We start from the raw sequence: 24,028 nt of genomic DNA, 5'->3' as shown, positions 1-24,028 counted from the left end.
ACACTCCCAAGGGGTTCGAAGATTTTCGATCTTGTCGCATAACAGGGACTGTGAAACAAACTCATAGTTTTCAAGATCAATATGAGCCTGGGAACAGGATGCATCTGGAACTGCGCCATCTGAGGACGATCAAGGCCATTCATGACGCGGGCGGTCTGGCCCGGGCTGCCGACCGGCTGAACATCACCCAATCCGCGCTCAGCCATCAGGTGAAGGGCCTCGAGGACCAGGTGGGGATGGAGCTTTTCGTCCGCCGTACCAAGCCGTTGCGGCTGTCCTCGGCAGGGCTCAGGCTGTTGCGAACGGCCGAGCGCGTGCTGCCCGAGATCGCCGCGCTGCAGGCCGAATTCGAGGGCATGACCTCGGGTCGGGCAGGGCGGCTGCATATCGCGCTCGAATGCCATGCCTGCTATGACTGGCTGCTGCCGGTGCTCGACTCCTTCCGCAAGGCCTGGCCCGAGATCGATGTCGACATCCGCCCCGGCCTGTCCTTCGAGGCGCTGCCCGCGCTTGCCCGCGAGGAGGTCGATCTGGTGCTCTCCTCCGATCCCGAGACGCGTGGGGGCATCGACTTTGCGCCGCTTTTCGATTACGAGCCGGTCTTTCTCTGTGCCGCCTCGCATCCGCTGGCCGGGCGCCCCTTCATCCGGGCCGAGGATTTCCGCGGCGAGACGCTGATCACCTATCCTGTCGAACGCTCGCGGCTCGATGTCTTCACCGGGCTTCTGGGTCCGGCCCGGGTCGAGCCGCTGGCGCAGCGCCAGGTCGAGCTCACCGCGGTGATCCTGATGCTGGTCGCTTCGGGGCGCGGGGTGACGGTGCTGCCCGACTGGGTGGTGCGCGAGGCCCGGAGCAATGCCGATTTCGCGGTGCGGCCCCTGACCGAGACCGGACTGACCAGACGGATGTACGCGGCCACCAGATCCGAGGATACCGCAAGGCCCTTCATGGCGCATTTCGTGCGGCTGGCGCGAAGCGAGCCGGTCAAGCTGCAACGCGGGGCCGCCGGGTAGCCGGGCCGGGCTGTCCCATTTCCCTTGGCACCGGGCGCGCCCCCGTGTATGGCCCGCGGCAAGACCGAAGGAGGCTCCCATGCAAGGCAGTGCAAACCTCAACATCATGATCAAGGCCGCCCGCAAGGCCGGCCGCAGCCTGGTCAAGGACTTCCGCGAGGTCGAGAACCTTCAGGTCTCGATGAAGGGTGCGGGCGATTTCGTCAGCCGCGCGGATACCGCCGCCGAGGAGATCCTGCGCCAGGAGCTGCGCGGCGCGCGGCCGACCTATGGCTGGCTCGGCGAGGAGACCGGCAGCGAGGATGGCGACGACCCGACCCGGCGCTGGATCGTCGATCCGCTCGACGGCACCACCAACTTCCTGCACGGCCTGCCGCATTGGGCCGTGTCGATCGCGCTCGAGCACAAGGGCGAAATCGTCTCGGGCGTTGTCTACGACGCCGCCAAGGACGAGCTTTTCTTCGCCGAGAAGGGCGCGGGCGCCTGGATGAACGACCGCCGCCTGCGGGTGTCGTCGCGGTCGCGCATGATCGAGGCGATCTTCGCCACCGGGGTGCCCTTTGCCGCCAAGCGCACGCTGCCTGCCACGCTTCAGGATCTGGCCCGGCTGATGCCGCATTGCGCGGGCGTCAGGCGCTGGGGCGCGGCCGCGCTCGATCTGGCCTATGTCGCCGCCGGCCGTTATGACGGCTACTGGGAACGCGAGCTGAACGCCTGGGACGTGGCCGCGGGCCTGCTTCTGGTGCGCGAGGCGGGCGGCTTTGTCGGCACCATCCATGAGGGCCGCGACCCGCTCGAGCATGGCGAGGTGCTGGTCGCGAACGAGGCGATCTACGACCACTTCGCCAAGGCCATCAGAAACACCTGATCTTCGGCCGAACGCCTGTCCTGCGCCGGCGTTCCGACCGTCCTGTGTGGATGGCTCCTGCATGGCAAGCGGGAAGCGAGTTTATTGCACGCTTGCAGAAGCGGTGGTGTGTCCGGCCCGTTTGCGTGGCGTTTCGGCCGCTGGCCCTGATGGCTTCCGCATCCCGGGTCCCTGTCAGCTTATCGGGCTGTTGCACCCCGGACGTTCGGCGGGATCCCCAGGGGGAGCGGCTGTGGGTGTCGCCATCATCTCGTCGGTCTTGCTATTCTCTGCCCGGGCTTGCGGCATCAGGCAGGTCGCGGCGACCAGGGTTACCTCCCGTGTCAGGACGGTCCGGATGATCCTGGCCGTCTTGTTGGCCATGGCTATCGTTGCCAGCCAGAACGGCTTTCTCTCCGGCAGTTTCCTCAGCCACGGGTCGCCCTTGTCCGGCCGGACCGTCACCTGGATTGCGCGGGAGGTCATGCCGACCACGAGGAACTTCCGGAGGTCCTGAACCCCCATCTTCGTGATCCTGCCCAGCCTTTCCTTGCCGCCGCTGGACTTGTTCCCTGGTGTCCGCCCCAGCCACGCCGCAAACTCATGACCATTGCGGAACTGACGGTCGCTGCCGATGGGCGCCACGATTGCCGAGGCCGTAACCGGTCCGACACCCGGAATAGTCGGCAGCAGTTTCATCCGACGATCCGTCCGCGCCACGGCCTGCAGCTGCGGGTCATGCCAGTGCAGGAGGTAATCGGTCGACAGAAGCTGTCTGCAAAGGACGCGAATGACGTCCTGTCCGATTTCGGGAATATCCGACGCAGCCCCTTCCACGACATCCCGCGCGAAACCCGTCGCCTTCTCCAGGCCTTGAGGCAGGAGGATCTCGAACTCCGCCAGCAGCCCGCGGAGCATGTTCACCAGCTGCGTTCCCTGCCGCACGGAGGACTCACGCGTCCGGTCAAGGCTCAGCAGGACCTGCTGCTCTTCCGATTTGACCTGCTCGACGCGCATGGTCGGATGGGTGAATGCTTCGCGAGACTCGCTTCCGCATCGTTCGCGGGCTTAGGCGGCCCCATTGGGGCCACGTTCCGGCTCACCGTCCGACTTGCCCCGCTTCACGTAGGGGTGAGGTAGATCGGCAGGATCAGCCGTACCTCTTGACCGATCTCGGACAGCTCTCGCGCCCAGTGGTGTCTCGCCGCACAGGCTTCCATGCCGGTCAGACAGGGGGCCAGGCACTCGAAGAACGCAAGCAGTTGAGCCCGGCGCCGTGGCTTGTTGAAGATGACATGGCCTTCATCGGTGATCCCGTGAACCTGAAAGACAGTCTTGGCCAGATCCAGGCCGACTATTGTAACCTTCATGCGGATGGCTCCTCGCGCGGCAGATGATCACATCGGCACTATGGCGCATTGCGACGCCGATGGAGCAGGAGCCATCCACGCCATCAGCTTTGGCGGGGCGGGAAGGATCGTGCGATGACCGGGGAGGCGAGCTGCGCCGGTGGGTGGCCTCCGCCTCCGTTGCGGCGTTTCTTCCATGACACCTACGGGGCGGTCGCTGTCGACCGGACCCTGTTGATGGCCGCGATCATCGACGCCTGCATCGCGATGTTTGCGTCGATCCCGTCGGGCGAGGTCCGGCTTGGCGACAGAATGAGCGCGGCGCTTGGCTGGCTCGGTGTCTGCGAACCGGGTGGGCTTGGCCAGCGGTGAGGCCCGCGGTGAGGCCAGTGGTGAGGCCCGAGATGTCGCGGCCGTCTGCCGGGCGCAGGAGGGCGTCCGCGCAGGTCATGCGATACCGCTTGCCGGAGGCCAGGGGGGCAACCGGAAACCGCGTTGTGACGTCTCTGCCGACCCTGCAGCTTTTCCGACCCTGCAGTTTTTCGACCCGGTGGCTTTTCCGACGCTGCGGCGTGTGCCGCTCAGCGGTGTCGCCGGACCCGCGGCACCTTGGTCGCACGGTAGACCCCGACGGGATGCGGCGGGCTGCCCTGGGTGCGGTTCCAGAAGGCGGGCCCGCCGAGCCTGAGCCAGAGCGGAAGTGTCAGCGCAAGTCCGGCGATGAAGCCGCCCGAATGCGCCCAGTAGGCGACGCCGCCTTCATCCGCCGCGGCGGAGGCGCCGGAATAAAGCTGCAGGCCGAACCAGAGCCCCAGCATCAGCCAGGCCGGTACCGGGATCACCCGGAAGATCACGATCAGGATGATCAGGAGATCGACCCGCGCCTTCGGGAAAAGCAGAAGATACCCGCCCATCACCGCCGCGATGGCACCGGAGGCGCCCACGACCGGGACCGTCGATCCCGGCGCCACCGCATATTGCAGAAGCGCCGCCGCCACGCCCCCCGCCAGATAGAACAGCAAAAAGCCGACATGTCCGAACCGGTCTTCCATGTTGTCGCCGAAGATCCAGAGGAAAAGCATGTTTCCGGCAAGATGCAGCAGCCCGCCATGCAGGAACATCGAGCTCAGCACGCCCGACCAGTCGCCGGTGCGGGTGATGAGCGCGGGGACCATGCCCCAGTCCATGAACAGGGCCTGCAGCGCCCCCGGATCGGCGAAGAGCGGCAGGCAAAACAGAAACACCGCCACATTCGCCGCAATCAGGGCAAGGGTGACGAAGGGAAAGCGGGAGGAGGGATTGTGGTCGCGCAGCGGGAACATGGCGGGAAGCTAGCCGCTGCGCGAGGGCCGTCAAGCGGAACCGGCCGCGGCCAGCAGCGCCGCATTGCCGCCGGCGGCCGTCGTGTCGATGCAGAGATGCCGCTCGAGCCTCACATGCGCCGGATCGGGCATCCCCGCGATCAGGGGCAGGATCGGCCCCTCGCGTTCGGCCAGCGCCAGCGCATAGGCGCGGCCGATCTCGGGATCGCCCCACCAGAGCGCGCCCGAGATGCCCTTGAGATCGGTCAGCGCCGCGGGCTCCAGCAGCCCCTCGACCGCAACCGCTGCGCCGCCCTGCGCGCGCACCGCCTCGGCCTGTGCGGCCGAGGCGCCCGGACCCGGCCCGAGGCAAAGCAGGGGCGCGCGCGCCAGCGTCGTCAGCCGGTTGGTCTCGCCGGTCGGCCCGGGCAGATCGAGCGTCTCGGGTCCGCGCGCGGGGGGCGCCGCGCGAACCGCTGCCGCGACCGCGTCGGGCGCGGCCGGGGCGCCCTTCGCAGCTTCGGTCGAGACATGCGCCTCGGGCGCCGGACGGTCGGTGAAGCGGGGCAGGTAATGCGGGCCGCCGGCCTTGGGGCCGGTGCCCGAGAGCCCCTCGCCGCCGAAGGGCTGGCTGCCCACCACCGCACCGATCTGGTTGCGGTTGACATAGACATTGCCGACGGCCAGCCGCGCGGCGATGCGCTTGATCCGGTCGTCGATCCGGCTGTGCAGCCCGAAGGTCAGGCCATAGCCCGATGCGTTCACCGCCTCGACGACGCTGTCGAGATCGCCGCCCGCGAAGCTGGCGACATGCAGCACCGGGCCGAAGATCTCGCGCTCGATGGCATCGATGCCCGGCACCCGGATCGCGACCGGCGCCTGGAAATGGCCCTCGGGCGGGGCGCTGCCCTCCCAGATCACCCGGCCCTCGGCGCGGGCGGCGGCGACATAGGTGGCGATGGCGGCATGGGCCTCGGCGTCGATCAGCGGCCCCAGATCGGAACACAGCTCCCATGGCGCGCCAGGGTTCAGCTCGGCCATCGCGCCCTGCAGCATCGCCAGGAAGCCCGGGGCGATGTCCTCCTGCACATAGAGGCAGCGCAGGGCCGAACAGCGTTGCCCGGCCGACTGGAAGGCCGAGGCGATCACGTCGCGGACGGCCTGCTCGGGCAGGGCGGTGCTGTCGACAATCATCGCGTTCAGCCCGCCGGTCTCGGCGATCAGCGGCGTGCCGGGGGCCATATGCGAGGCCATCGCGCGCCGGATCATGCGCGCGGTCTCGGTCGAGCCGGTGAAGGCCACGCCGGTGACGCGGCTGTCCGAGGTCAGTGCCGCGCCGATCCTGCCATCGCCGGGCAGCAGTTGCAGGCATTCCGGCGGAACGCCCGCCTCGTGCAGCAATCCGGTGGCGAGATGGGCGATCAGCGGCGTCTGTTCGGCGGGTTTCGCGATCACCGCATTGCCTGCGGCCAGTGCCGCCGCGATCTGGCCGGTGAAGATCGCCAGCGGGAAGTTCCAGGGCGAGATGCAGACGAAGAGCCCGCGCGCGGGCGCGTCGAGGCCGTCGATCCGGGCGGCGTAATAGCGCAGGAAATCCACCGCCTCGCGCAGTTCGCCCACCGCGTCGGGCAGCGTCTTGCCGGCCTCGCGTGCGAGCAGCGCGAAGATCGCGCCCGCATGGGCCTCGTAGAGGTCGGCCGCCTGGCGCAGCACCTCGGCGCAGCGGTGTTCGGGGATGTTCCAGGGCCTTGCATGGGCCAGCGCGGTGCCGACATCGCGGGGCGAGGCGTCCTGCACCCAGCCGACCAGATCGGTCGGGTCGGAGGGGCTGTGGCGCGGGGTTGCCGCTTCGGCGCGGACCGGTCCTGCAAGGCGCGGGGCGGCGTTGAAATGCGCTGTCCTGTAGGGCCCCCGGGCGATCTCGATCTCTGCCAGATGCGGGCCATGGGCCAGGTCCCAGCCGCGCGAATTGCGCCGGTCGGGCTCGAACAGGGCCGGGCCGGGCCGGAGGCCGGCGGGCGCCTCGGCATCGATCAGCGTCTCGAGTTCGGAAACCGGATCGGCAGCCACCGCCTCGGGCGGCACGGTCTCGTCGACGATCCGGTTGACGAAGGAGGAATTCGCGCCGTTCTCCAGGAGCCGCCGCACGAGATAGGCCAGCAGCTCGCGATGCGCGCCGACCGGGGCATAGATGCGGCAGCGGGTGCCAAGCCCCATTTCCATCACGATCCGGTGCAGCGCCTCGCCCATCCCGTGCAGGCGCTGGAACTCGAACCGGTCCGGGTCGGGCGCCATGTCGAGGATCGCGGCCACGGTATGGGCGTTATGGGTGGCGAATTGCGGGTAGATCCGGTCGGTCATGCGCAGGAGCTTGCGGGCATTGGCGATATAGCTGACATCGGTCGCCGCCTTGCGGGTGAAGACCGGAAAGCCATCGACCCCGACCTCCTGGGCGCGCTTGATCTCGCTGTCCCAGTAGGCGCCCTTGACCAGACGGACCATCAGCCGACGGTCATGCCGCCCGGCCAGCTCGTAAAGCGCGTCGATCACCAGCCCCGCGCGGGGGCTGTAGGCCTGCACCACAACGCCGAACCCGTCCCAGCCCGCCAGCCGCGGATCGGCCAGAACCGCGGAGATCACGTCGAGCGACAGCACCAGCCGGTCGGCCTCTTCGGCATCGACATTGAGCCCCATGCCCATGCGTCGTGCCTGGAGCGCAAGCTCGAGCAGGCGCGGGGCAAGCTCGGTCATCACCCGGTAGCGCTGGGCCAGCTCATAGCGCGGATGCAGCGCCGAGAGCTTGATCGAGATGCCGGGATTGGCCCGCACGTCATCTTGTGTCGCGGCCAGCCCGATCCGGGCGATGGCGTCGGAATAGGCCCGGTAATAGCGCTCTGCATCGGCCGCACAGCGGGCGGCCTCGCCCAGCATGTCATAGGAATAGGTGTAGCCCTCGGCCTCGAGCTCCTGCGCCCGTTCGAGTGCTGCCTCGATGGTCTCGCCCAGCACGAATTGCCGGCCCATCTCGCGCATCGCCCGCGCCACCGCGGTCCGGATCACCGGTTCGCCCAGCCGCTTGACCGCGCCCTTGAGCGTGGCGATCAGCCCGGGATCGCGCCGTTCCAGCACGCGTCCGGTCACAAGCAGCGCCCAGGTCGAGGCATTGACCATGGGCGAGGGCGAGCGCCCGAGATGGTGCCCCCAGTCCGAGGGCGCGATCTTGTCCTCGATCAGCGCGTCCATGGTCATGATATCGGGCACCCGGAGCAGCGCCTCGGCCAGGCTCATCAGCGCGATGCCTTCATTGGTCGACAGCCCGTATTCGGCCAGGAATACCTCCATCAGGCCCGGCCGCGCGTCCGTCCTGATCGTCCGGACGAGCCGAACCGCCGCCGCCTCGATGCGCTTGCGGTCCTCGTCGCCGAGGCCGGTCGCCTCCAGCAGTTCTTCGAGGACCTGCGCCTGGGGGGCATAGGTGGCCGCTTCGATCCGGTCGCGCAGCGGCAAGGTATCGTCCTGCATGGAAGTCTCCCTGTTTTTCGGCCATCATAGCGCCAAATGCGCAGGTCGTTCGCCTGCTTTTATTTAAAATCATAGGCGCTACGCCTGAAAATGAGAGGGGCTGCATGTCTGAAGCGACTTTCCTGCCCGACCGTTACGATCGCGCGATTCTGCGGATAATCTCGGCCGAGGGGCGGATCCCTGTTGCAGAGCTCGGCCGCCGGATCGGCCTGTCCAAGACGCCCACCCAGGCCCGGCTGCGGCGGCTCGAGGCCGAGGGCATCGTCACCGGCTACCGCGCGATGCTGAGCCCGATCCGTCTGGGGCTTGCCCATGTCGCCTTTGTCCAGCTGCGGCTGTCGGATACCCGCGAGGCGGCGCTTCGCGCCTTCAATGCCGCGGTCCGGACGATCCCGGAGATCGAGGAATGCCACATGATCGCGGGCGGTTTCGACTATCTGCTGAAGGTGCGCACCGCCGACATGGCCGCCTATCGCGAGGTCATGGCCGAACGGATCTCGGCCCTGCCGCATGTGGCCAACAGCTCGACCTTCGTCGCGATGGAGGCCGTGAAGGAAGTCGCCTTCGCGACCGTCCCCTGAGCCCCGTCGATGACGTCCCGGAGGAGCGCTCCCCTGCCGGGGCTGCAAGCACCGAATGCAAGGGGGACGCCGGGAAGAACGGGTTGCGCCGGCCCGTGCGGTCCTGCGGCGTTGGGATTGCGCGGCGCACCGCTTGGGCGGCTTTGCCGGTGCAGACCCTGTAGTCCGTAGCTGTTCTTCGCCCCTGCATCGGGCAGGCATGGGCCGGGCAGCGGCGATACGTCCGGTCCGGCCGCCGTCTTTGAGATTGTCGCATCTGCCCAGGAACGTTAGGAAAGGTCGGACCCTCCGGTGGTCGTATCGCCCGGAGCTGCCCTTGGCCGGGGCGGGCGTGGTGGAATGGTAGACACATGGCACTTAAAATGCCTGGGCCGAAAGGCCGTGCCGGTTCGAGTCCGGCCGCCCGTACCAGATCCTGTCGCAGAACGGAGGCCCGTCCGTTGGGGCTTGCGGCAATGCGCATCACCGGCTAGACCGCGCGATGCGTCAGTCGATCGGCGCGCCCGGGGCGTCTTTCAGAGCGTGTTTCCGGGCGATCCACGCCTCGTTTGCGCCTGTCCCGAGATCGCGCGCAGCCTTGCGGCGCCGGATCCGGGGGCCGATAGCTCAGGGGTAGAGCGGATGGTTTACACCCATCGACAGCGGGGGTTCGATTCCCTCTCGGCCCACCAGTCCAAAATTAATCATCTGAATTTTAATGATAAATCCAGAAAGTGCCCCACGACGGAACGAGCGTGGGGCACCTTGCAAATTTCCGGTGGCGATTCCGGTCGGAGAATGCCGCCCCATGTCTGATAACCTCACCTCCACCCGATGCCACTGGCTGGGCGCCGAGGATGGCGATGTGATCCTGATATACCGTGGTGGGGCCGTTTGCGGCCCGGGCGACTGTACCTGCGATGTGCCGGAAAGCCGGATCGGGGCAGCTGAACGCGACCGAGCGCAAGGTGAGCGTCAATTGCTCAGGCTGCGGGAGGCGCGTGATCGCCCTTCAAGGAGCGCGCGGCGACTCGTCCACTTAACCTTCTTTCCATGCTATTTTGGGAAAGGAGGACCCCGCCATGGATGGAACACCGAAAGGGCAGGGCGTGAAGCTCCCGTGCTTCTTGCATCGTCCAGTCGGTCCGGATCATTGTGTGCGCCCCTTCAGGCGGGTGATCGCCGCGTTCAGGCCGCTGGCCAGCACCCGGGCGCGCGGCCAATCCTGCGGCGATTGCAGAAAGCTGGCGACCACGAGGTCGTGGCTGCCGTCCGGGAAGGTTTCGGCCAGATCGTGTTCTTCGAAGCGGAGGCTCCCGGCCAGTCCGGCGCGGGCGGATCTTTCAGAGGCGCAAGCGAGCGCCACGGCGGACACGTCTACCGCCGTCACCTGCCAGCCCTGCCGGGCCAGCCAGAGCGCGTCGTCGCCCCGGCCGCAGCCCAGTTCCAGCGCCGTCCCCGGCTGCAGCGGGCCGGCGAACTGGGACAGGACGAGGCCGGGTTTGCCGGAGGTCTCGCCGGTCTTTTCGCGGTAGCGGTCGTTCCAGAAGTCTCGGGTGGTTTGTTGCATGGCGATGTTCCTTCAGGGCGTTGCGGTCAGATCGGGGTCGAAGACCAGCGAGCGGTGCGCGGCGCTGCCCGCCATCACGCCCGAGGCCGCGGCGATGGTGGCGTTGGGCATGGGGCTGGCAAGGTCGCCGGCGGCGAAGACGCCGGGCTGGCTGGTGGTCTGCATCGGGTCGACGGCCACATAGGGGCCGGTGGGGCCGTCCGTCAGTGCACAGCCAAGATCGCTTGCCAGGTCGCAGGAGGGCGCGGTGTCGGGCGCCAGGAACAGCCCCGCCAGCGCAATCTCTCGCCCGTCGTCCAGGCGCACCCCGTCGAGCGCCGGCGCGGTGCCGAGCAGGTCCACGACAGGCGTTTCCTCGACCGTGACTCTCCGGTCGGCCAGGCCTTGCCGCTGATCTGCGGAGAGGGCGAGCAGGCCTTGCGTAAAGAGCGTGGTCGGCCCCCAATCCGGCAGCAGCATCGCCTGATGCAGCGCCGCTTCGCCGCGCGCCAGAACGCCGACCGGCCTGCCGTTCAGTTCATAGCCATGGCAATTGGGACAATGAAGCAAGGTGTTTCCCCAGCGTTCGGTCGCCCCTGGCAGGTCGGGCAGGCTGTCGCGGACACCGAAGGCCAGCACCAGCCGCCGCGCGGTGATGTCGCCGCCCTTTGCCAATGTCACCCGAAATCCGTCTCCGTCGCGCACAGCCGAAACCGCCGTGCCGTCCCGGAAGGACAGGGTAGGGTAGGCCGAGAGTTCGTGTCTGAGGGTCGCGCGGATGGCCTGCGGGGCGCGCCCATCCTGCCCGGGGAAGCCGTGCGAGTCGGCGGCAAAGCGGTTTCGGGGGGCGCCGGTGTCGAGCACGCAGACGCGTCTGCGGGCGCGGGCGAGCTGCATTGCGGCGGCGAGCCCGGCAAAACTCCCGCCAATGACGATGACATCATGATCCATGGTGTTCCCCTAAATGTATCATTAAGAGTTACGTGATTCGTCGCGCGCCTTTCAAGACACGAAACTTTCATTGTTACTTGAGTGCTGCTAAGGAGGCTGGACAGGCAAGGAGGTGAAACCCGATGGCGCGCGATCTTCGCATGTCCCGCATGTTGCACGTGTTGATCCACATGGACCGGCACGTCGGGCGTGCCACCTCGGAACAGATCGCGCAGATGATTTCGACCAATGCCGTGGTGGTGCGCCGGATGATGGCGGGGCTGCGCGAGCGGGGGATAGTGTCGTCAGAAAAGGGCCACGGCGGTGGCTGGCAACTCGCTTGCCCGCTGGCCAAGATCAGCCTGCGCGACGTCTACGAGGCGGTCGGCCACCCGCCGCTGTTCAACATCGGGCCACAGGCGGACCCGTCGCCCTGTCTGGTCGAGCAGGCGGTCGACGCGCGGCTCGACGCGACGCTGGCGGAGGCCGAGGCATGGCTTCTGGCACAATTCGCTGCGGTAACGGTGGAGGAGGTCGCGCAGGGTTTCGAGCGCCATTTCGTCGAAAGCGGTCACACGGTGCCATCCCAATGGCATGGTGTGCCGGACGAATGATTTGGGGAGCTGTTGTTTCGAAGTCGACCGAAGGCCAAGGTCGCTTGGACATAAAGCGCCAGACCAGCTCACCAGAAGCGTTCGTAGGTTGATCGTATCTTCCAGTTCAGGGCGGACAGGCGAATTTCAAAACGCGGGCTTTTCAGGGAATCCGGTCAATGGGAGTATGTCACTTTCTGCGGGCTCGGTGTCTCGCCTACCAAGATTTGATTTCCTCATAGATGCGGAAATTGTCTTCTCCGGTCCACATGCTCCATTATCTTCGTGGGTAAAGCATCTTCGTGGGTAAAGCGAAAGCGGTCGCGCGAAGGTCAAGCTGGGGTCGCCGTATCACGTGTTGCCGATTGCGAGCTGCAGTCCAGGCCAGCTCGCATATTTGTCGCCTGTTTCCCGGATGTGCGTGTAGCGCTTCAGGCTGACCCAAGACCTGTGCCCACTGACGGCTGCGACATGGGGAATGTTCCAACCCATCTCGAATAGCCGAGAAATGCCTTCGTGGCGCAGATCGTGGAAGTGCAAATCTTCGATTCCGAGCAGCTTGCAAGCGCGGGTGAAGTTGGCCGTGATCGCGTCCGGAGAGTAAGGGAAGATCTCAGCCTTGCTCTTGCGCATGCTGTCGATGATCCGAATGGCCTCCTCAGGTAAATCGACACAGGTATCGTTTCCGAGCTTCTCGCCGGGGTGCTTCATGTCGCGGACCAGAATACGCTTGTGCTCCTTCTGAAAGTCATCCCAGGTGAGGCGGGTGATCTCTGCCTGTCGGCGCGTCGAGAAGAGAGCGAACACGATCACCTTGTGCATGGGCATGGCCTGAGGTGTTCTTTGGCGCCGATCAATGAAATGGGCCAGCAGCCGGTCGAGTTCATCGAGAGTGGGTCTGCGGTTCCGCTGGGCTGAGCGGGAGATGATCCCCATACGGCGCGCGACAGTGATCGCGTCTCTCATCTCCCGGTCATCCAGTCGGAAGTCCCACATCGGCCGTGCTATGGCGAATACGGAGGCGAGATGGCTCGCGTAGTTCCCGACTGTTTGCGGTTGTCCGGTTAGTGACTGAAGAAACGCGATGATATCCTTCGACTTGATGGTGGAACAGGGTAGATCGGCGATCGGGTAGGTGGCGATGGTCCTGAGGACCTGCGCCTTGGTACGACCGATGTCCTTCACCGTTTCTTCGGTGTAGCGCTCAATCGCTTTGGACAGCGGAGGGTCGGATACGTTCAACTCCTCCAAGGCACCAGGTTTTGCTAGCTCTTTCTCGCGCTTCCTTATCCAGGCGGTTGCGGCAGGGCGTCTGTCAAAGGTCTTCGTCTCATGATAGGAGGTTCCTTCTCGCATCACTCGCACGCGTGCCCTGTAACTGTGACTTCCATCCTTGCGCTTGCGTGTGGTGATCGAGCCCATGATGGCCTCCTCATTTGGTCCACGGAATTGTGTTTGGTCCACGGGATCAAATCCAGTGCCAAAATCGACGGATTTGGTCCATAATGAGCGGAAACGAGACGAACTATAGGTGCCTATAAGTGGCTGATAAAAATAAAAAACAAGAGATTTCAACGGCCGCCCGCCTGTCCATTGCACCCATGATGGACTGGACAGACCGCCATTGTCGCTACTTCCACCGGCTGATGAGCCGCTCGGCGCTGCTTTATACCGAGATGGTCACGGCGCCTGCACTCGTTCGGGGCGGCGCGCTGCATCTGCTCGATCACGATCCCGAGGAACATCCGGTGGCGGTGCAGCTCGGGGGCTCGGACCCGCGCGAGCTGGCCGAGGCCACGCGGCTGTGTTGCGAGGCCGGCTATGACGAGGTCAATCTCAATGTCGGCTGCCCCTCCGACAAGGTGCAGTCGGGCGCTTTCGGTGCGGTGCTGATGAAAAGCCCGGATCTCGTGGCCGATTGCCTGGCGGCGATGCGGGCGGTCGCAAGCGTCGAGGTCACGGTGAAATGCCGGATCGGGGTCGACGATCAGGAACCGCGCGAGGTGCTGCCCGCCTTTCTGGAAACGGTCGCAGGGACGGGGGTGACGCGGGTCACCATCCATGCCCGCAAGGCCTGGCTGCAGGGGCTGAGCCCGAAGCAGAACCGCGATGTGCCGCCGCTCGATTACGGACTGGTGACCGAGATGAAGCGGGCTTTCCCGGCGATGCATGTCTCGGTCAATGGCGGCGTCGCCTCGCTGGCCGAGGCGCAGGCCCTGCTGGCCGAGGGGCTCGACGGGGTGATGATCGGGCGTGCGGCCTATCACGACCCGGCCGCGATCCTGCTGGGTGCCGACGAGGAGATCTTCGGGCAGCCCGGCCGCAAGAGCGCGCGGCAGGTGGCCCTGGAGATGCGCCCCTATATCGCCCGGCACCTGGCGGCGGGGGGGCGGCTGCACAATGTCACCCGGCACATGCTGGGGCTGTTTGCGGGGGCGCCCGGGGCACGCGCCTGGCGCCGGGTGCTGTCGGAGGGCGCGGCCGGGCAGGGGGCCGGGCTCGAGGTGCTGGACGCCGCGCTCGACGCGCTGCCGCGGGCGGCCTGACATCTGCCTGAAGATCGACCGGGAGGGTGGGCGGCCGCGGCGCGCGGGGGCACTGGTCCTCGCGACCGGGCTCGGCTAAGGGTCTTCGGGCCCCGAGGATCGGCCGAGGGGGCCGCGGACCCGAGGAGAGTTTCCGATGCCCGATACTGTGACGCTTCTGTGGATGCTGGCGCTTTTGCTGAGCATCGGCGCGATCGCGGGAGTGCTGGCGGGGCTTTTGGGCGTGGGCGGCGGCATCGTTCTGGTCACGGCCTTCTTCTATGCCTTCCAGGCGCTCGGTTATGACAGCGCCTATCTGATGCAGATCTGTCTTGCGACCTCGCTGGCCACGATCATCGTCACCTCGACCCGCTCGGTGTTGTCGCATGCCAAGAAGGACGCGGTCGACTGGCAGGTGCTGAAGGGCTGGGCGCCCGGCATCGCGCTTGGCGCGGTGATCGGGGTGCTGGTCGCGGCGGCGCTGCGCTCGGTCGTGCTGCAGGGCATCTTCGGCGGGCTGGCGATGGCGGTCGGGCTTTACATGGCCTTCGGTCGCCATGACTGGCGGCTGGGCGACAGCATGCCCCGCGGTCTCAGGCGGGCGGTCCTGTCGCCGGTCGTGGGTTTCCTGTCGGTGCTGATGGGCATTGGCGGCGGCAGCTTCGGGGTGCCGCTGATGACGCTTCATGGCGCGCCGATCCACCGCGCGGTGGCGACCGCGTCGGGCTTTGGCGTTCTCATCGCCGTGCCCTCGGTTCTGGGCTTCTTCTTCGTGCAGATCCCCGATGGCGCGCGCCCGCCCTTCACCCTGGGCGCGGTCAACATCCCGGCCTTCCTGGTCATCATCGCGATGACGCTGATCACCACCCCGCTGGGCGTCCGGCTGGCCCATGCGATGGATCCCAAGCCGCTCAAGCGGGTCTTCGCGGTCTTCCTGATCCTCGTCGCGGGCAACATGCTGCGCAAGGCCGCCGGGTTCTGAGCCCGGCGCCGCGGGCGTGACATCGGTCCGTGCCCTGACTTATGCTGGCGCAAAACCGGATCGGGCGGGCAGGCATGCAGGCAGTTTCAGTCCTTCTTCGCGCGGCGGCCGCGTTCTGGGTGGCGCTCTGGGTCGGGCTTGGGTCCGGCTTTGTCGGAGCGCTTGGTGCCGAGCCGCTGACGGCGCTGGCCAGGCCCGATCTCTCGGCCTCGTCGCTTGAGGATCTGCGGGGCGGCGGCGTCGCGCTTTCGCTGGGTCTCAGCCAGCCCGTGCCCTACCGCGTCTTCACGCTCGAGGCGCCGCCCCGGCTGGTGGTGGATTTCCGCGAGGTCGACTGGCGTGGCAGCGATCCGGGCGCGCTGACCGGCAGCAAGCGGGTGCGGGCCGCGCGGGCGGGTGCGATCCGTCCGGGCTGGTCGCGGCTGGTGCTGGAGCTGTCGGCGCCGATGGAACTGGTCTCGGCCGAGATGCCGCGCGATCCGGCAACCGGCCGCGCGCGGCTTGCGCTGCAACTGGCCCCGGCCGCGGCCGGGACCGAGGGCACGGCGCGCCCGCCTGCGCAGACCGCGCTCTGGGGGTTGCCCGAGCCCGAGAAGCTGGCGCCGCCGCCGCGCCGCCATGATGGCAGCCGGGCGCTTCGGGTCGTGATCGATCCGGGCCATGGCGGTATCGATCCGGGCGCCGAGAGTGCGGGGATCCGCGAGGCCGATCTGATGCTGACCTTCGGCCGGGAACTGGCCGAGGCGCTGGCCCGTGCCGGGATCGAGCCGATCCTGACCCGCAATGCCGATATCTTCGTGCCGCTGGAAACCCGGATCGACATCGCCCGCGCCGCCCGGGCCGATGTGTTCCTGTCGCTGCATGCCGATGCGCTGGCCGATGGCTATGCCTCGGGCGCCACCGTCTACACCCTGTCCGAGACCGCGAGCGACAGTGCCTCGGCAAGGCTGGCCGAGCGCCATGACCGCGACGCGCTGCTGGCCGGGGTCGATCTCAGCGACAAGGATGACGTGATCGCGGGGGTGCTGATGGATCTGGCCCGCACCGATACCCAGCCCCGCTCGGAACGGCTGGCCGAGGCCATCGTCGCCGGGCTGCGCGGCCATGTCGGACAGCTCTACAAGACCCCGCATATGTCGGCGGCCTTCTCGGTGCTGAAATCCCCCGACATTCCCTCGGTGCTGATCGAGACGGGCTTCCTGTCCTCGCCCGACGACCGGGCGCGGCTGATCTCGCCCGAATGGCGTGCGCGGGCGGCGGCGGGAATTGTCGAGGCCTTGCGCGGCTGGGCCGAGGCCGATGCCGCCGCCGCGGCGCTCCTGCGCCGCTGAGCAGCCTGCCGGGACCTTGCGCCCGGTGCCGCTGATACCGCTGCCGACAGATCCAGGCACAGGACAGAAAGGAGCCCCGATGTCCGTCCGCCGCCGCCTTGCCGTCCTTCTTCTGCTGCTGCTGGTGATCTGCGCCGGCCTGCCGCCTTCGCCCGCGATGGCTCAACCGGTCGACCGGGCGGCGATCGAGGCGCAGTTCCGCGACTGGCTCGGTGGCACGGTCTGGCCGAGGGCCAGGGCTGTGGGCGTCTCGCGCCCGACCTTCGATGCCGCGCTCGGGGGGCTCCGGCCCGATTGGGATCTGCCGGGGCTGGTGCCGCCCGGCACGCGCCCGAGGCCGCAGCATCAGGCCGAATTCGGCGCGCCGGGCGCCTATTTCGCCGAGGCGGGACTGCGGGCCGCCGCTGCGGAGGGTCGGCTTATGGCGGCGCGCGAGGCCTCTGCTCTTGCCGCGGCCGAGCGGGCCACGGGCGTGCCCGCGCGGATCGTGCTGGCGGTCTGGAGTCGCGAAAGCGCCTATGGCCGGGCGCCGATCCGGCACGATCTGTTCCGCGTGCTGGCCACGCGTGGCTTCATGAGCCCGCGTGCCGATTATTTCACCGACGAGCTGGTCGCGGCGCTGCGGATCGCCGAGGCCGCTCCGGTGCCGCGCGATCTTATGAAAAGCAGCTGGGCCGGGGCGATGGGGCAGCCGCAATTCATGCCCTCCTCCTATCTCGCCCATGCCGTGGACGGCGATGGCGACGGGCGGGCCGATATCTGGCGTTCGCGCCCCGACACCATTGCCTCGATCGCCAGTTATCTGGGGCGGCATGGCTGGGTCGCGGGGCGCGACTGGGGCTTCGAGGTACGGCTGCCCGCGCGGGTGTCCTGCACGCTGGAAGGTCCAGACCGGGGCCGCAGCATCGCCGAATGGGAGGCGCTGGGTGTGACCCGGGTCTCGGGCCGCGCCTTTCCCGACCATGAGCGCCGGGGCGAGGGCTTTCTGATGATGCCTGCCGGGCGGCATGGCCCGGCCTTTCTGGTCACGCCCAATTTCTACGTGCTCAAGGCCTATAACATGAGCGATCTCTACGCGCTTCATGTCGGCCATCTGGGCGACCGGATCGCCTTCGGCTCGGGCGCCTTCGTCCGGGGCTGGGCCCCGCTCAAGGGGATCGAGCGTTCCGGGATCGTCGCGATCCAGCGCCGGCTGGAGGCCCGCGGCCGCGATGTCGGCGGGGTCGACGGGCTGCCGGGCTACAAGACCCGGCGCGAGATCGGCCGCTGGCAGGAGGCCTCGGGCCGTGCCGCAACCTGCTTTCCCGAACCGGGGGTGGCGGCGGCGATGGCGCGCTGAGCCGGGTCTGCCCGACCGGGGGCGCCCTCGGGGCCGGCCGCTCCCGCCGATGTGACCGCACCGAAGCGTCCGGACCCGCCGATCCGGGGTTCTTCGTTTTGACCCGCCCGGCCCGAAGTCTTATAGAGGGCGGACAACGGCACAGAGGCACGCGCGGGTGATCCGGTTCTTTCTGTCCCTTCTCGGGGCGCTCTTTTCCTTCGCAACACTGGGCGTCGCGGCGGCCGTGCTGATGATAGGCGCGGTGTTCTGGATGTATGCCCGCGATCTTCCCGACCACGAGGATCTGGCCAGCTACCAGCCCAAGACCATCAGCCGGATCTATTCCGGCGAGGGGCGGCTGATCGACGAATTCGCCGAGGAGCGGCGACTGTTCGTGCCCGCCGCCGAGATCCCCGATCTGGTCAAGCAGGCCTTCATCTCGGCCGAGGACAAGAATTTCTATACCCATCACGGCTTTGACGCGCGCGGCATGGCCGCCGCGCTGTTCGATGCCGTGAAAAGCCGCGGCCGCAACCTCAGGGGCGCCTCGACCATCACCCAGCAGGTGATGAAGAACTTCCTGCTGGGCGGCGAGCGCACCGGCGAGCGCAAGATCAAGGAACTGATCCTTGCCACCCGGATCGAGGAGACGCTGTCGAAGGACCAGATCCTCGAGCTTTATCTCAACGAGATCTTCCTCGGGCAGAATTCCTATGGCGTGGCCGCTGCCGCCCAGACCTATTTCGACAAGACGCTGAGCGAGCTTGCGCCCGAAGAGGCGGCCTATCTGGCGGCGCTGCCCAAGGCGCCCTCGAATTATCATCCGGTGCGCAACCACGATGCCGCGGTCGGGCGGCGCAACTACGTGCTGCACGAGATGCATGATAACGGCTATCTCGACGATGCGGTCTATCAGGCGGCGCTGGCCGCGCCCCTCAGGACTGTGCAGAACGGCGATTATCCGCCCTTCAGTGCCAGCCTGCCGCCGCGCGACTATTTCACCGACGAGATCCGCCGCCAGCTGAGCCTGAACTTCGGTCAGGAGGAATTCTTCGGCGGCGGCCTGACGATCCGGGCGACGCTCGATCCCGAGCTGCAGGAAGAGGCCGCCGAGGCGCTGCGCCGGGGCCTCGAGAAATACGACCGCAGCCGCGGCGTCTGGCGCGGCACCGGCAAGGAAATCGACCCGGCCGAGCTCGATACCGAAGAGCACTGGCGCGCCGCGCTGGCGGCGTCCGATGTGCCGCGCGACATCCGGCTTGACGGGCAATGGCTGCCGGCGGTGGTGCTGACGGTCGAGGACCAGCAGATGCGGCTGGGGATCGAGGGCGTCGAGGACGGCGAGGACGCGCCCGCGCTGGTGCCGCGCAAGGATATCGACTGGCTGCGCGGCGATTTCCACGATAATTTCAAGGTCGGCGACGTTGTGCTGGTGCGCCGCGTGACCGGCGAGGATGGCGGCTTCATCCGCTGGAGCCTGCGCCAGGTGCCCGAGATCCAGGGCGGGTTCGTGGCGATGGACGTCAATACCGGCCGGGTGCTGGCGATGCAGGGCGGGTTCTCCTACCAGGCTTCGGTGTTCAACCGCGCGACCCAGGCGACGCGCCAGCCCGGCTCGTCCTTCAAGCCCTTCGTCTATGCCGCCGCGCTGGACAGCGGCTTCACCCCGGCGACGATCGTGATCGATGCGCCGATCGAGGTCGATACCGGCGGCGGTGCGATCTGGCGGCCCAAGAACTCCTCGAACAGGTATTACGGTCCGACCCCGCTCCGGACCGGGATCGAGCGCTCGCGCAACCTGATGACGGTGCGCCTCGCCCGCGAGGTCGGCATGGACATCGTCGCCCGCTATGCCGAGAAATTCGGCGTCTATGACCGGCTCGAACCCTATCTGGCCAATTCGCTCGGAAGCCAGGAGACCACGCTTTACCGGATGGTGGCGGCCTATGCGATGTTCGCCAATGGCGGCGAGCGGGTCGAGCCGACGCTGGTCGACCGGGTGCAGGACCGGCAGGGCCGCACCATCTACCGCCATGACAGCCGCATCTGCACCGATTGCGGCGCGGTCTCGATCCCCGAAGGGCAGGGGCCGACCATCGTCTCGGATCGCGAGCGGGTGATGAATGCCATCACCGCCTATCAGCTGACCTCGATGATGCGGGGCGTCGTCGAGCGCGGCACCGCGGCGGGGCGCGTCAATCTGGGCGTGCCGACCGCGGGCAAGACCGGCACCACCAATGACTCGCGCGATGTCTGGTTCGTGGGCTTCACCTCGAACATCGTGGCGGGCTGCTACATGGGCTTCGACCGGCCGCGCGGGCTGGGACGCGGCGGTTATGGCGGCACCATGTGCGCGCCGGTCTTCAACGAGTTCATGAAGGTCGCGACCGCCAAATATGGCGGCGGGCCGTTCAAGGTGCCGCCGGGCGGGCGCTTCATCAAGATCGACCGCTATACTGGCGAACGGCTGGCCGACGATGCCAGCGGCGAGAATGTGGTGGCGGAATATTTCCGCGCGGGCGAAGAGCCGGTCTTCGGCATCGGCGCGATGATCGATGGCGGCTTCGCCATGGGCTCGAACCTGCCGCTCTTCGGGCGCGGCGAAGAGGAAAGCTACGAGGATGCGCCTTCGGAAGAGGTCACCACCTCGACCGGGCGCAAGGCAGTGGTGGGGCCGAAGGCGAATTTCGGCACGCTGTCCTCGGGCGGGCTTTACTGACCGGGCGACGGGGGCGCCGGGGACGCTTTCCGGTCTCGCCCGCTTGCCCGTCCCGGCCCCTCGGGATATGACCCCGACCTGACAGTTTATCAGCGAGGCTTCGCCCGATGCGTGCAGAGGCGCAGAATACCGTCGAGGACATCCGCAAGTCGCTGGGGCTTCTGGCCCAGCGACTGGACTGGGAGACCGCCCAGCACCGGCTGGAAGAATTCAATGCCATGGCCGAGGATCCCGAGCTGTGGAACGATCCCGAACGCGCGCAGAAGCTGATGCGCGAGCGTCAGGCGCTGGTCGATGCGATCGAGACCTACAAGGGCATCCGGCAGGATCTCGAGGACAATATCGAGCTGATCGAGCTCGGCGAGGCCGAGGATGACCATGAGGTGGTCAGGGAGGCCGAGACCGCGCTGAAGGCGCTGCGCGAGACCGCCGCGGCGAAGGAGCTCGAGGCGCTGCTCGACGGCGAGGCCGATGCCAATGACACCTTCCTCGAGATCAATTCGGGCGCGGGCGGCACCGAGAGCTGCGACTGGGCCTCTATGCTGGCGCGGATGTATGTCCGCTGGGCCGAGAAGCAGGGCTACGATGTCGAGCTGCAATCGGAAAGCGCGGGCGAGGAGGCGGGGATCAAGTCCGCCACCTACAAGATCACCGGCCGCAATGCCTATGGCTGGCTGAAATCGGAATCGGGCGTGCACCGGCTGGTGCGGATCTCGCCCTATGATTCGGCGGCACGGCGGCATACCTCCTTCTCGTCGGTCTGGGTCTATCCGGTGGTCGACGACAATATCGAGATCGAGGTGAACCCTTCTGACATCCGGATCGACACCTACCGGTCCTCGGGCGCGGGCGGGCAGCACGTCAACACCACCGACTCGGCGGTGCGGATCACACACATGCCGACCGGCATCGTCGTGACCAGCTCCGAGAAATCCCAGCACCAGAACCGCGACATCGCCATGAAGGCGCTGAAATCGCGCCTGTATCAGCTGGAGCTCGACAAGCGCAATGCCGAGATCAACGCCCAGCACGAGGCCAAGGGCGATGCCGGCTGGGGCAACCAGATCCGCTCCTACGTGCTGCAGCCCTATCAGATGGTGAAGGACCTGCGCACCGGGGTCGAGACCTCGGACACGCAAGGGGTGCTGGACGGCGATCTCGGCCAGTTCATGGCCGCCACGCTGGCGTTGAAAGTGTCGGGCAAAAGCCGGGCCGAGGCCCAGGCTGAGGACTGAGGCGGAAGGCGTCCCGGGCGCAGCGTCGGCGGCGGTTCGCAGCCTCCGCCCGCCTTTCTGAAATCGCCTTGGTTAAAGCCGACCTGGCGGATGCCGCCTTGCTGCCCCCGCCTTTCCGTTCCCGCCTTTTCGGGCAGGGTGTGCCGGGATCCGGCGCCTCAGACGCGCTTGCGGCGCGAGACGCCGCCATTCGCGGCCTCGGGGCTGATGCGGTCGCGGCGCGCGGGCAGTTCGGCCATGATCCGGCGACGTTCGGACGGGCTCATGCTGCCCCAGAGGCCGATCTCCTCCATGCTGCGCAGGCAGCCCACGCAGAGGCGGCTTTCCCAGTCAACACGGCAGGTGCGGACGCAGGGCGTCTCGATCGGAGCGGTATCGTCGTCAGTCATGGCGTCGCGGTCAGGTTCCGTAATCTGTCGATCAGACCCTGAAGGATATATCCCGCCGCCACATGGTCAATGACCTCGGCCCGGCGTCGGCGGGATGTATCCGCTTCAAGCAGCGCGCGCTCGGCCGCGACCGTCGAGAGCCGCTCGTCCCAGAAGCCGATCGGCAGCTCGGTCAGCCGCGACAGGTTGCGGGCGAAGGCGCGGGTCGACTGGCAGCGCGGACCCTCGGTCCCGTCCATGTTGCGCGGCAGGCCCAGCACGATGCCGCCCGCGTTGCGGCCGGCCGCGATCTCCAGCACCCGGCCGGCATCCAGCGTGAATTTCTTGCGGCGGACGGTCTCGAGCGGGGTGGCAATCGACCAGAACGGGTCCGAGACCGCGACGCCGATGGTCTTCTCGCCGAAATCGAGCCCGATCAGCGCGGTGGGCGCCCGCAGCGCGGCGGCGAATTCCTCGAGGCTGTCGTGAACGCTCACTCGGCGACACCCGCCTGCTGCGCGGCGGCCCGGATCGTGGCCAGCGCCTCGGGATCGGCGGCGAAGGTCTGGCGCGCCTCGGCCCAGATCGCTCCGGCCTGCTCGCTGTCGCCCAGCACCCCAAGCGCCCCGATCAGCCGGGCCCAGTCCTCGGGGCTGCCGCCCTGATCGGCCATCCGGGCCGAGAGCCGCGCGACCATGCCCCGGATCATCTCGTCCCGGGCCTCGGGCGTCATCTCGGCGGCGGCTTCGATATCCTCGGCGCTGGGACCGGAGGCAGACCCGGGGGCGCCGGGCTCGGCCGGCATCGGCGGCAGCTGGTAGCGCTCGTCGCCCGCATACCAGGCGAGGTTCGACATCTGCTCGCGCACGATGGGCAGCCAGGGATCGCCCGCATGCGACACGTTCAGAAGCTCGCGCCAGACCCGGAAGGCGATGTCGGGCCGCCCGGTCTGGATATGCATGAGGCCCCAGTAGTACAGCGCGGTGCCGTTCTGCGGGTTGCGGTTCAGCGCCTGTTCCAGCGCGGTCTCGGCTGCGGGCGAGACATAGCCCGAGGCGGCCAGCACCATCATGTCGGCCTCGGTTGCGTAATCGGCGGCGGTGGCGGCCTTGCCCTTGAGCGCGATGACCCGGGCCTGAGCCTCGTAGGCCGCCCTGAAATTGCCCAGCGCGGCTTCGTTATGGGCCAGCAGCACCAGCCCCTGCAGATCGTCGCCGCGTTGGGCGACGACCTCGCGGAGCTTCTTCACAAGCTCCAGATGCTCGGCATCGGGGGTGGGCAGGCCGGGCATCGGCGGCGCCTGCTCCTCGGCCTCGGCCTGGCTCATGCGGCTCGCCCGGTAATCGGCCGCTTCGGCCTTGCGCAGTGTCAGCGGCTGATCGGCATAGCCCGGGGCGCCATTGGCGCTGTAGGTGATCCAGGTCCCGCCCAGCAGCACCGCCAGAACCGCGATGCCCGCGGCCAGGCTCAGCGCCTTCGGCGCCTGGCCCGAGCCGGATTGCCGGGCCAGCTTGCGGTCGGCCTCCAGCACCCGGCGCGACACCTCGGTGCGGATGCGCGCGGCCTCGTCCTCGGTGATGACGCCGCGGCCAAGATCGCGCTCGACCTCGCCGAGCTGGTCGCGATAGACGCGCAGATCGTAGGCGGCGGCCGGTTCGTCGCCGCGGCGGCCCCGGATCAGCGTCAGCGTCAGAACCGCGGCGATCACGGCGGCCATGCCGATGGCGACGACGATAAAGGTCATGGGAGTGCTGCCCTCTCTCTGCCTGCCCGCCCGATCTAGTATGCCTTGCCCGGTTTCGAAAGGCCAAAGCGTTCCGGCCCCTTGCGCCCGGCCCGGTGTCGCGTTCTTTTGATGGCATGCCGCTGGCGGGCAGGGGGAC

Annotated in this window: 21 protein-coding genes and 2 tRNA genes; 13 read left to right on the top strand and 10 right to left on the bottom strand. The window is 67.6% G+C overall.

Annotation, left to right across the window (positions count from 1 at the left end; all coding sequences use genetic code 11):
- The first annotated feature begins 98 nt into the window (after positions 1 to 98).
- Positions 99 to 1,013 carry a LysR family transcriptional regulator gene (locus tag B5V46_RS10230; protein ID WP_080616510.1) on the top strand — a complete coding sequence of 305 codons (915 nt, stop codon included), beginning with the start codon at positions 99 to 101 and terminating at the stop codon, positions 1,011 to 1,013.
- Between the two features lie 79 nt (positions 1,014 to 1,092).
- The gene (locus B5V46_RS10225; protein ID WP_080616509.1) at positions 1,093 to 1,881 is read left to right on the top strand and encodes an inositol monophosphatase family protein; all 789 of its coding nucleotides are present in this window, start codon (positions 1,093 to 1,095) and stop codon (positions 1,879 to 1,881) included.
- A 174-nt stretch (positions 1,882 to 2,055) separates the two neighbouring features.
- Here the strand turns inward: B5V46_RS10225 and B5V46_RS20505 are convergent, their stop codons facing one another.
- On the bottom strand, positions 2,056 to 2,877 hold the full coding sequence (locus B5V46_RS20505; RefSeq protein ID WP_231119083.1) for an IS110 family transposase: 822 nt from the start codon (positions 2,875 to 2,877) through the stop codon (positions 2,056 to 2,058).
- 104 nt (positions 2,878 to 2,981) lie between these two features.
- Complete coding sequence (locus B5V46_RS20500; RefSeq protein ID WP_231119082.1) at positions 2,982 to 3,230, bottom strand: hypothetical protein; 249 nt, start codon at positions 3,228 to 3,230, stop codon at positions 2,982 to 2,984.
- Between the two features lie 159 nt (positions 3,231 to 3,389).
- Here B5V46_RS20500 and B5V46_RS10215 point away from each other — a divergent pair, with 159 nt between their 5' ends.
- The gene (locus tag B5V46_RS10215) at positions 3,390 to 3,581 is read left to right on the top strand and encodes a hypothetical protein (protein WP_155774017.1); all 192 of its coding nucleotides are present in this window, start codon (positions 3,390 to 3,392) and stop codon (positions 3,579 to 3,581) included.
- 209 nt (positions 3,582 to 3,790) lie between these two features.
- Here the strand turns inward: B5V46_RS10215 and B5V46_RS10210 are convergent, their stop codons facing one another.
- Positions 3,791 to 4,531, bottom strand: coding sequence for a rhomboid family intramembrane serine protease (locus B5V46_RS10210; protein ID WP_080616507.1), 741 nt, complete (start codon positions 4,529 to 4,531; stop codon positions 3,791 to 3,793).
- Positions 4,532 to 4,561: 30 nt separating this feature from the next.
- Positions 4,562 to 8,032 (bottom strand): bifunctional proline dehydrogenase/L-glutamate gamma-semialdehyde dehydrogenase PutA, encoded by a 3,471-nt coding sequence (putA, locus tag B5V46_RS10205; RefSeq protein WP_080616506.1) that lies wholly within the window; start codon positions 8,030 to 8,032, stop codon positions 4,562 to 4,564.
- Positions 8,033 to 8,136: 104 nt separating this feature from the next.
- On the opposite strand from putA, the gene B5V46_RS10200 reads away from it, so the two are divergent.
- From B5V46_RS10200 to B5V46_RS10190, 3 genes are all read left to right on the top strand, one after another.
- On the top strand, positions 8,137 to 8,613 hold the full coding sequence (locus tag B5V46_RS10200) for an Lrp/AsnC family transcriptional regulator (RefSeq protein ID WP_080616505.1): 477 nt from the start codon (positions 8,137 to 8,139) through the stop codon (positions 8,611 to 8,613).
- A gap of 325 nt (positions 8,614 to 8,938) precedes the next feature.
- Positions 8,939 to 9,024: transfer RNA gene (locus B5V46_RS10195), tRNA-Leu, on the top strand.
- A gap of 184 nt (positions 9,025 to 9,208) precedes the next feature.
- Positions 9,209 to 9,284 (top strand) — tRNA-Val (locus B5V46_RS10190).
- A 458-nt stretch (positions 9,285 to 9,742) separates the two neighbouring features.
- Here the strand turns inward: B5V46_RS10190 and B5V46_RS10185 are convergent.
- Both B5V46_RS10185 and B5V46_RS10180 read right to left on the bottom strand, forming a co-directional pair.
- Positions 9,743 to 10,162 (bottom strand): cyclopropane-fatty-acyl-phospholipid synthase family protein, encoded by a 420-nt coding sequence (locus B5V46_RS10185; protein ID WP_231119081.1) that lies wholly within the window; start codon positions 10,160 to 10,162, stop codon positions 9,743 to 9,745.
- A gap of 12 nt (positions 10,163 to 10,174) precedes the next feature.
- Positions 10,175 to 11,092, bottom strand: a complete 918-nt coding sequence (locus tag B5V46_RS10180; RefSeq protein WP_080616504.1) for an NAD(P)/FAD-dependent oxidoreductase — start codon at positions 11,090 to 11,092, stop codon at positions 10,175 to 10,177.
- Positions 11,093 to 11,214: 122 nt separating this feature from the next.
- Here B5V46_RS10180 and B5V46_RS10175 point away from each other — a divergent pair, with 122 nt between their 5' ends.
- The gene (locus tag B5V46_RS10175; protein WP_080616503.1) at positions 11,215 to 11,685 is read left to right on the top strand and encodes an Rrf2 family transcriptional regulator; all 471 of its coding nucleotides are present in this window, start codon (positions 11,215 to 11,217) and stop codon (positions 11,683 to 11,685) included.
- A gap of 330 nt (positions 11,686 to 12,015) precedes the next feature.
- On the opposite strand, the gene B5V46_RS10170 is transcribed toward B5V46_RS10175, so the two are convergent.
- Positions 12,016 to 13,086, bottom strand: a complete 1,071-nt coding sequence (locus tag B5V46_RS10170) for a site-specific integrase (RefSeq protein WP_155774016.1) — start codon at positions 13,084 to 13,086, stop codon at positions 12,016 to 12,018.
- 119 nt (positions 13,087 to 13,205) lie between these two features.
- Between B5V46_RS10170 and dusA the strand changes: the two genes are divergently transcribed.
- The 6 genes from dusA to prfB all read left to right on the top strand — a co-directional run bounded on the left by dusA (position 13,206) and on the right by prfB (position 21,777).
- Positions 13,206 to 14,210, top strand: coding sequence for a tRNA dihydrouridine(20/20a) synthase DusA (dusA, locus tag B5V46_RS10165; protein WP_080616501.1), 1,005 nt, complete (start codon positions 13,206 to 13,208; stop codon positions 14,208 to 14,210).
- A 136-nt stretch (positions 14,211 to 14,346) separates the two neighbouring features.
- Positions 14,347 to 15,171: a sulfite exporter TauE/SafE family protein gene (locus B5V46_RS10160; protein WP_080616500.1), complete on the top strand. Its 825-nt coding sequence runs from the start codon at positions 14,347 to 14,349 to the stop codon at positions 15,169 to 15,171.
- Between the two features lie 74 nt (positions 15,172 to 15,245).
- Positions 15,246 to 16,502, top strand: a complete 1,257-nt coding sequence (locus B5V46_RS10155) for an N-acetylmuramoyl-L-alanine amidase (RefSeq protein ID WP_155774015.1) — start codon at positions 15,246 to 15,248, stop codon at positions 16,500 to 16,502.
- Between the two features lie 79 nt (positions 16,503 to 16,581).
- A complete protein-coding gene (locus B5V46_RS10150; RefSeq protein ID WP_080616498.1) occupies positions 16,582 to 17,841 on the top strand; it encodes a lytic murein transglycosylase in 1,260 nt (419 codons plus the stop codon).
- A 157-nt stretch (positions 17,842 to 17,998) separates the two neighbouring features.
- Positions 17,999 to 20,542 carry a penicillin-binding protein 1A gene (locus B5V46_RS10145; protein ID WP_080616497.1) on the top strand — a complete coding sequence of 848 codons (2,544 nt, stop codon included), beginning with the start codon at positions 17,999 to 18,001 and terminating at the stop codon, positions 20,540 to 20,542.
- Positions 20,543 to 20,649: 107 nt separating this feature from the next.
- On the top strand, positions 20,650 to 21,777 hold the full coding sequence (gene prfB, locus B5V46_RS10140) for a peptide chain release factor 2 (RefSeq protein ID WP_080616496.1): 1,128 nt from the start codon (positions 20,650 to 20,652) through the stop codon (positions 21,775 to 21,777).
- 158 nt (positions 21,778 to 21,935) lie between these two features.
- On the opposite strand, the gene B5V46_RS10135 is transcribed toward prfB, so the two are convergent.
- Genes B5V46_RS10135 through ccmI form a run of 3 tightly spaced genes read right to left on the bottom strand, consistent with a single transcriptional unit; the run spans position 21,936 to position 23,889 of the window.
- A complete protein-coding gene (locus B5V46_RS10135; RefSeq protein WP_080616495.1) occupies positions 21,936 to 22,166 on the bottom strand; it encodes a DUF1289 domain-containing protein in 231 nt (76 codons plus the stop codon).
- Positions 22,163 to 22,642 (bottom strand): Holliday junction resolvase RuvX, encoded by a 480-nt coding sequence (gene ruvX, locus B5V46_RS10130; protein ID WP_080616494.1) that lies wholly within the window; start codon positions 22,640 to 22,642, stop codon positions 22,163 to 22,165. Before ruvX ends, B5V46_RS10135 begins: the two co-directional genes overlap by 4 nt.
- Complete coding sequence (gene ccmI / locus B5V46_RS10125; protein WP_080616493.1) at positions 22,639 to 23,889, bottom strand: c-type cytochrome biogenesis protein CcmI; 1,251 nt, start codon at positions 23,887 to 23,889, stop codon at positions 22,639 to 22,641. The genes ruvX and ccmI overlap by 4 nt, the downstream gene beginning before the upstream one ends.
- Positions 23,890 to 24,028: the final 139 nt, after the last annotated feature.

It is taken from the genome of Rhodovulum sp. MB263, assembly GCF_002073975.1.
In the GTDB taxonomy this organism is placed as follows: Bacteria; Pseudomonadota; Alphaproteobacteria; order Rhodobacterales; family Rhodobacteraceae; genus Rhodovulum.
This window is presented reverse-complemented; position numbering and strand designations above follow the sequence as displayed.

Bases quoted from the DNA above. Each gene is read 5' to 3' on its own strand.
- B5V46_RS10185 (WP_231119081.1), bottom strand. From the start codon at position 10,162: ATGCAACAAACCACCCGAGACTTCTGGAACGACCGCTACCGCGAAAAG.
- B5V46_RS10175 (WP_080616503.1), top strand. From the start codon at position 11,215: ATGGCGCGCGATCTTCGCATGTCCCGCATGTTGCACGTGTTGATCCAC.
- ccmI (WP_080616493.1), bottom strand. From the start codon at position 23,889: ATGACCTTTATCGTCGTCGCCATCGGCATGGCCGCCGTGATCGCCGCG.
- B5V46_RS10155 (WP_155774015.1), top strand. From the start codon at position 15,246: ATGCAGGCAGTTTCAGTCCTTCTTCGCGCGGCGGCCGCGTTCTGGGTG.
- B5V46_RS10135 (WP_080616495.1), bottom strand. From the start codon at position 22,166: ATGACTGACGACGATACCGCTCCGATCGAGACGCCCTGCGTCCGCACC.
- B5V46_RS10180 (WP_080616504.1), bottom strand. From the start codon at position 11,092: ATGGATCATGATGTCATCGTCATTGGCGGGAGTTTTGCCGGGCTCGCC.
- putA (WP_080616506.1), bottom strand. From the start codon at position 8,032: ATGCAGGACGATACCTTGCCGCTGCGCGACCGGATCGAAGCGGCCACC.
- prfB (WP_080616496.1), top strand. From the start codon at position 20,650: ATGCGTGCAGAGGCGCAGAATACCGTCGAGGACATCCGCAAGTCGCTG.
- B5V46_RS20500 (WP_231119082.1), bottom strand. From the start codon at position 3,230: ATGAAGGTTACAATAGTCGGCCTGGATCTGGCCAAGACTGTCTTTCAG.
- B5V46_RS10230 (WP_080616510.1), top strand. From the start codon at position 99: ATGCATCTGGAACTGCGCCATCTGAGGACGATCAAGGCCATTCATGAC.
- B5V46_RS10150 (WP_080616498.1), top strand. From the start codon at position 16,582: ATGTCCGTCCGCCGCCGCCTTGCCGTCCTTCTTCTGCTGCTGCTGGTG.
- B5V46_RS10170 (WP_155774016.1), bottom strand. From the start codon at position 13,086: ATGGGCTCGATCACCACACGCAAGCGCAAGGATGGAAGTCACAGTTAC.
- B5V46_RS10225 (WP_080616509.1), top strand. From the start codon at position 1,093: ATGCAAGGCAGTGCAAACCTCAACATCATGATCAAGGCCGCCCGCAAG.
- B5V46_RS10210 (WP_080616507.1), bottom strand. From the start codon at position 4,531: ATGTTCCCGCTGCGCGACCACAATCCCTCCTCCCGCTTTCCCTTCGTC.
- B5V46_RS10160 (WP_080616500.1), top strand. From the start codon at position 14,347: ATGCCCGATACTGTGACGCTTCTGTGGATGCTGGCGCTTTTGCTGAGC.
- B5V46_RS20505 (WP_231119083.1), bottom strand. From the start codon at position 2,877: ATGCGCGTCGAGCAGGTCAAATCGGAAGAGCAGCAGGTCCTGCTGAGC.
- B5V46_RS10200 (WP_080616505.1), top strand. From the start codon at position 8,137: ATGTCTGAAGCGACTTTCCTGCCCGACCGTTACGATCGCGCGATTCTG.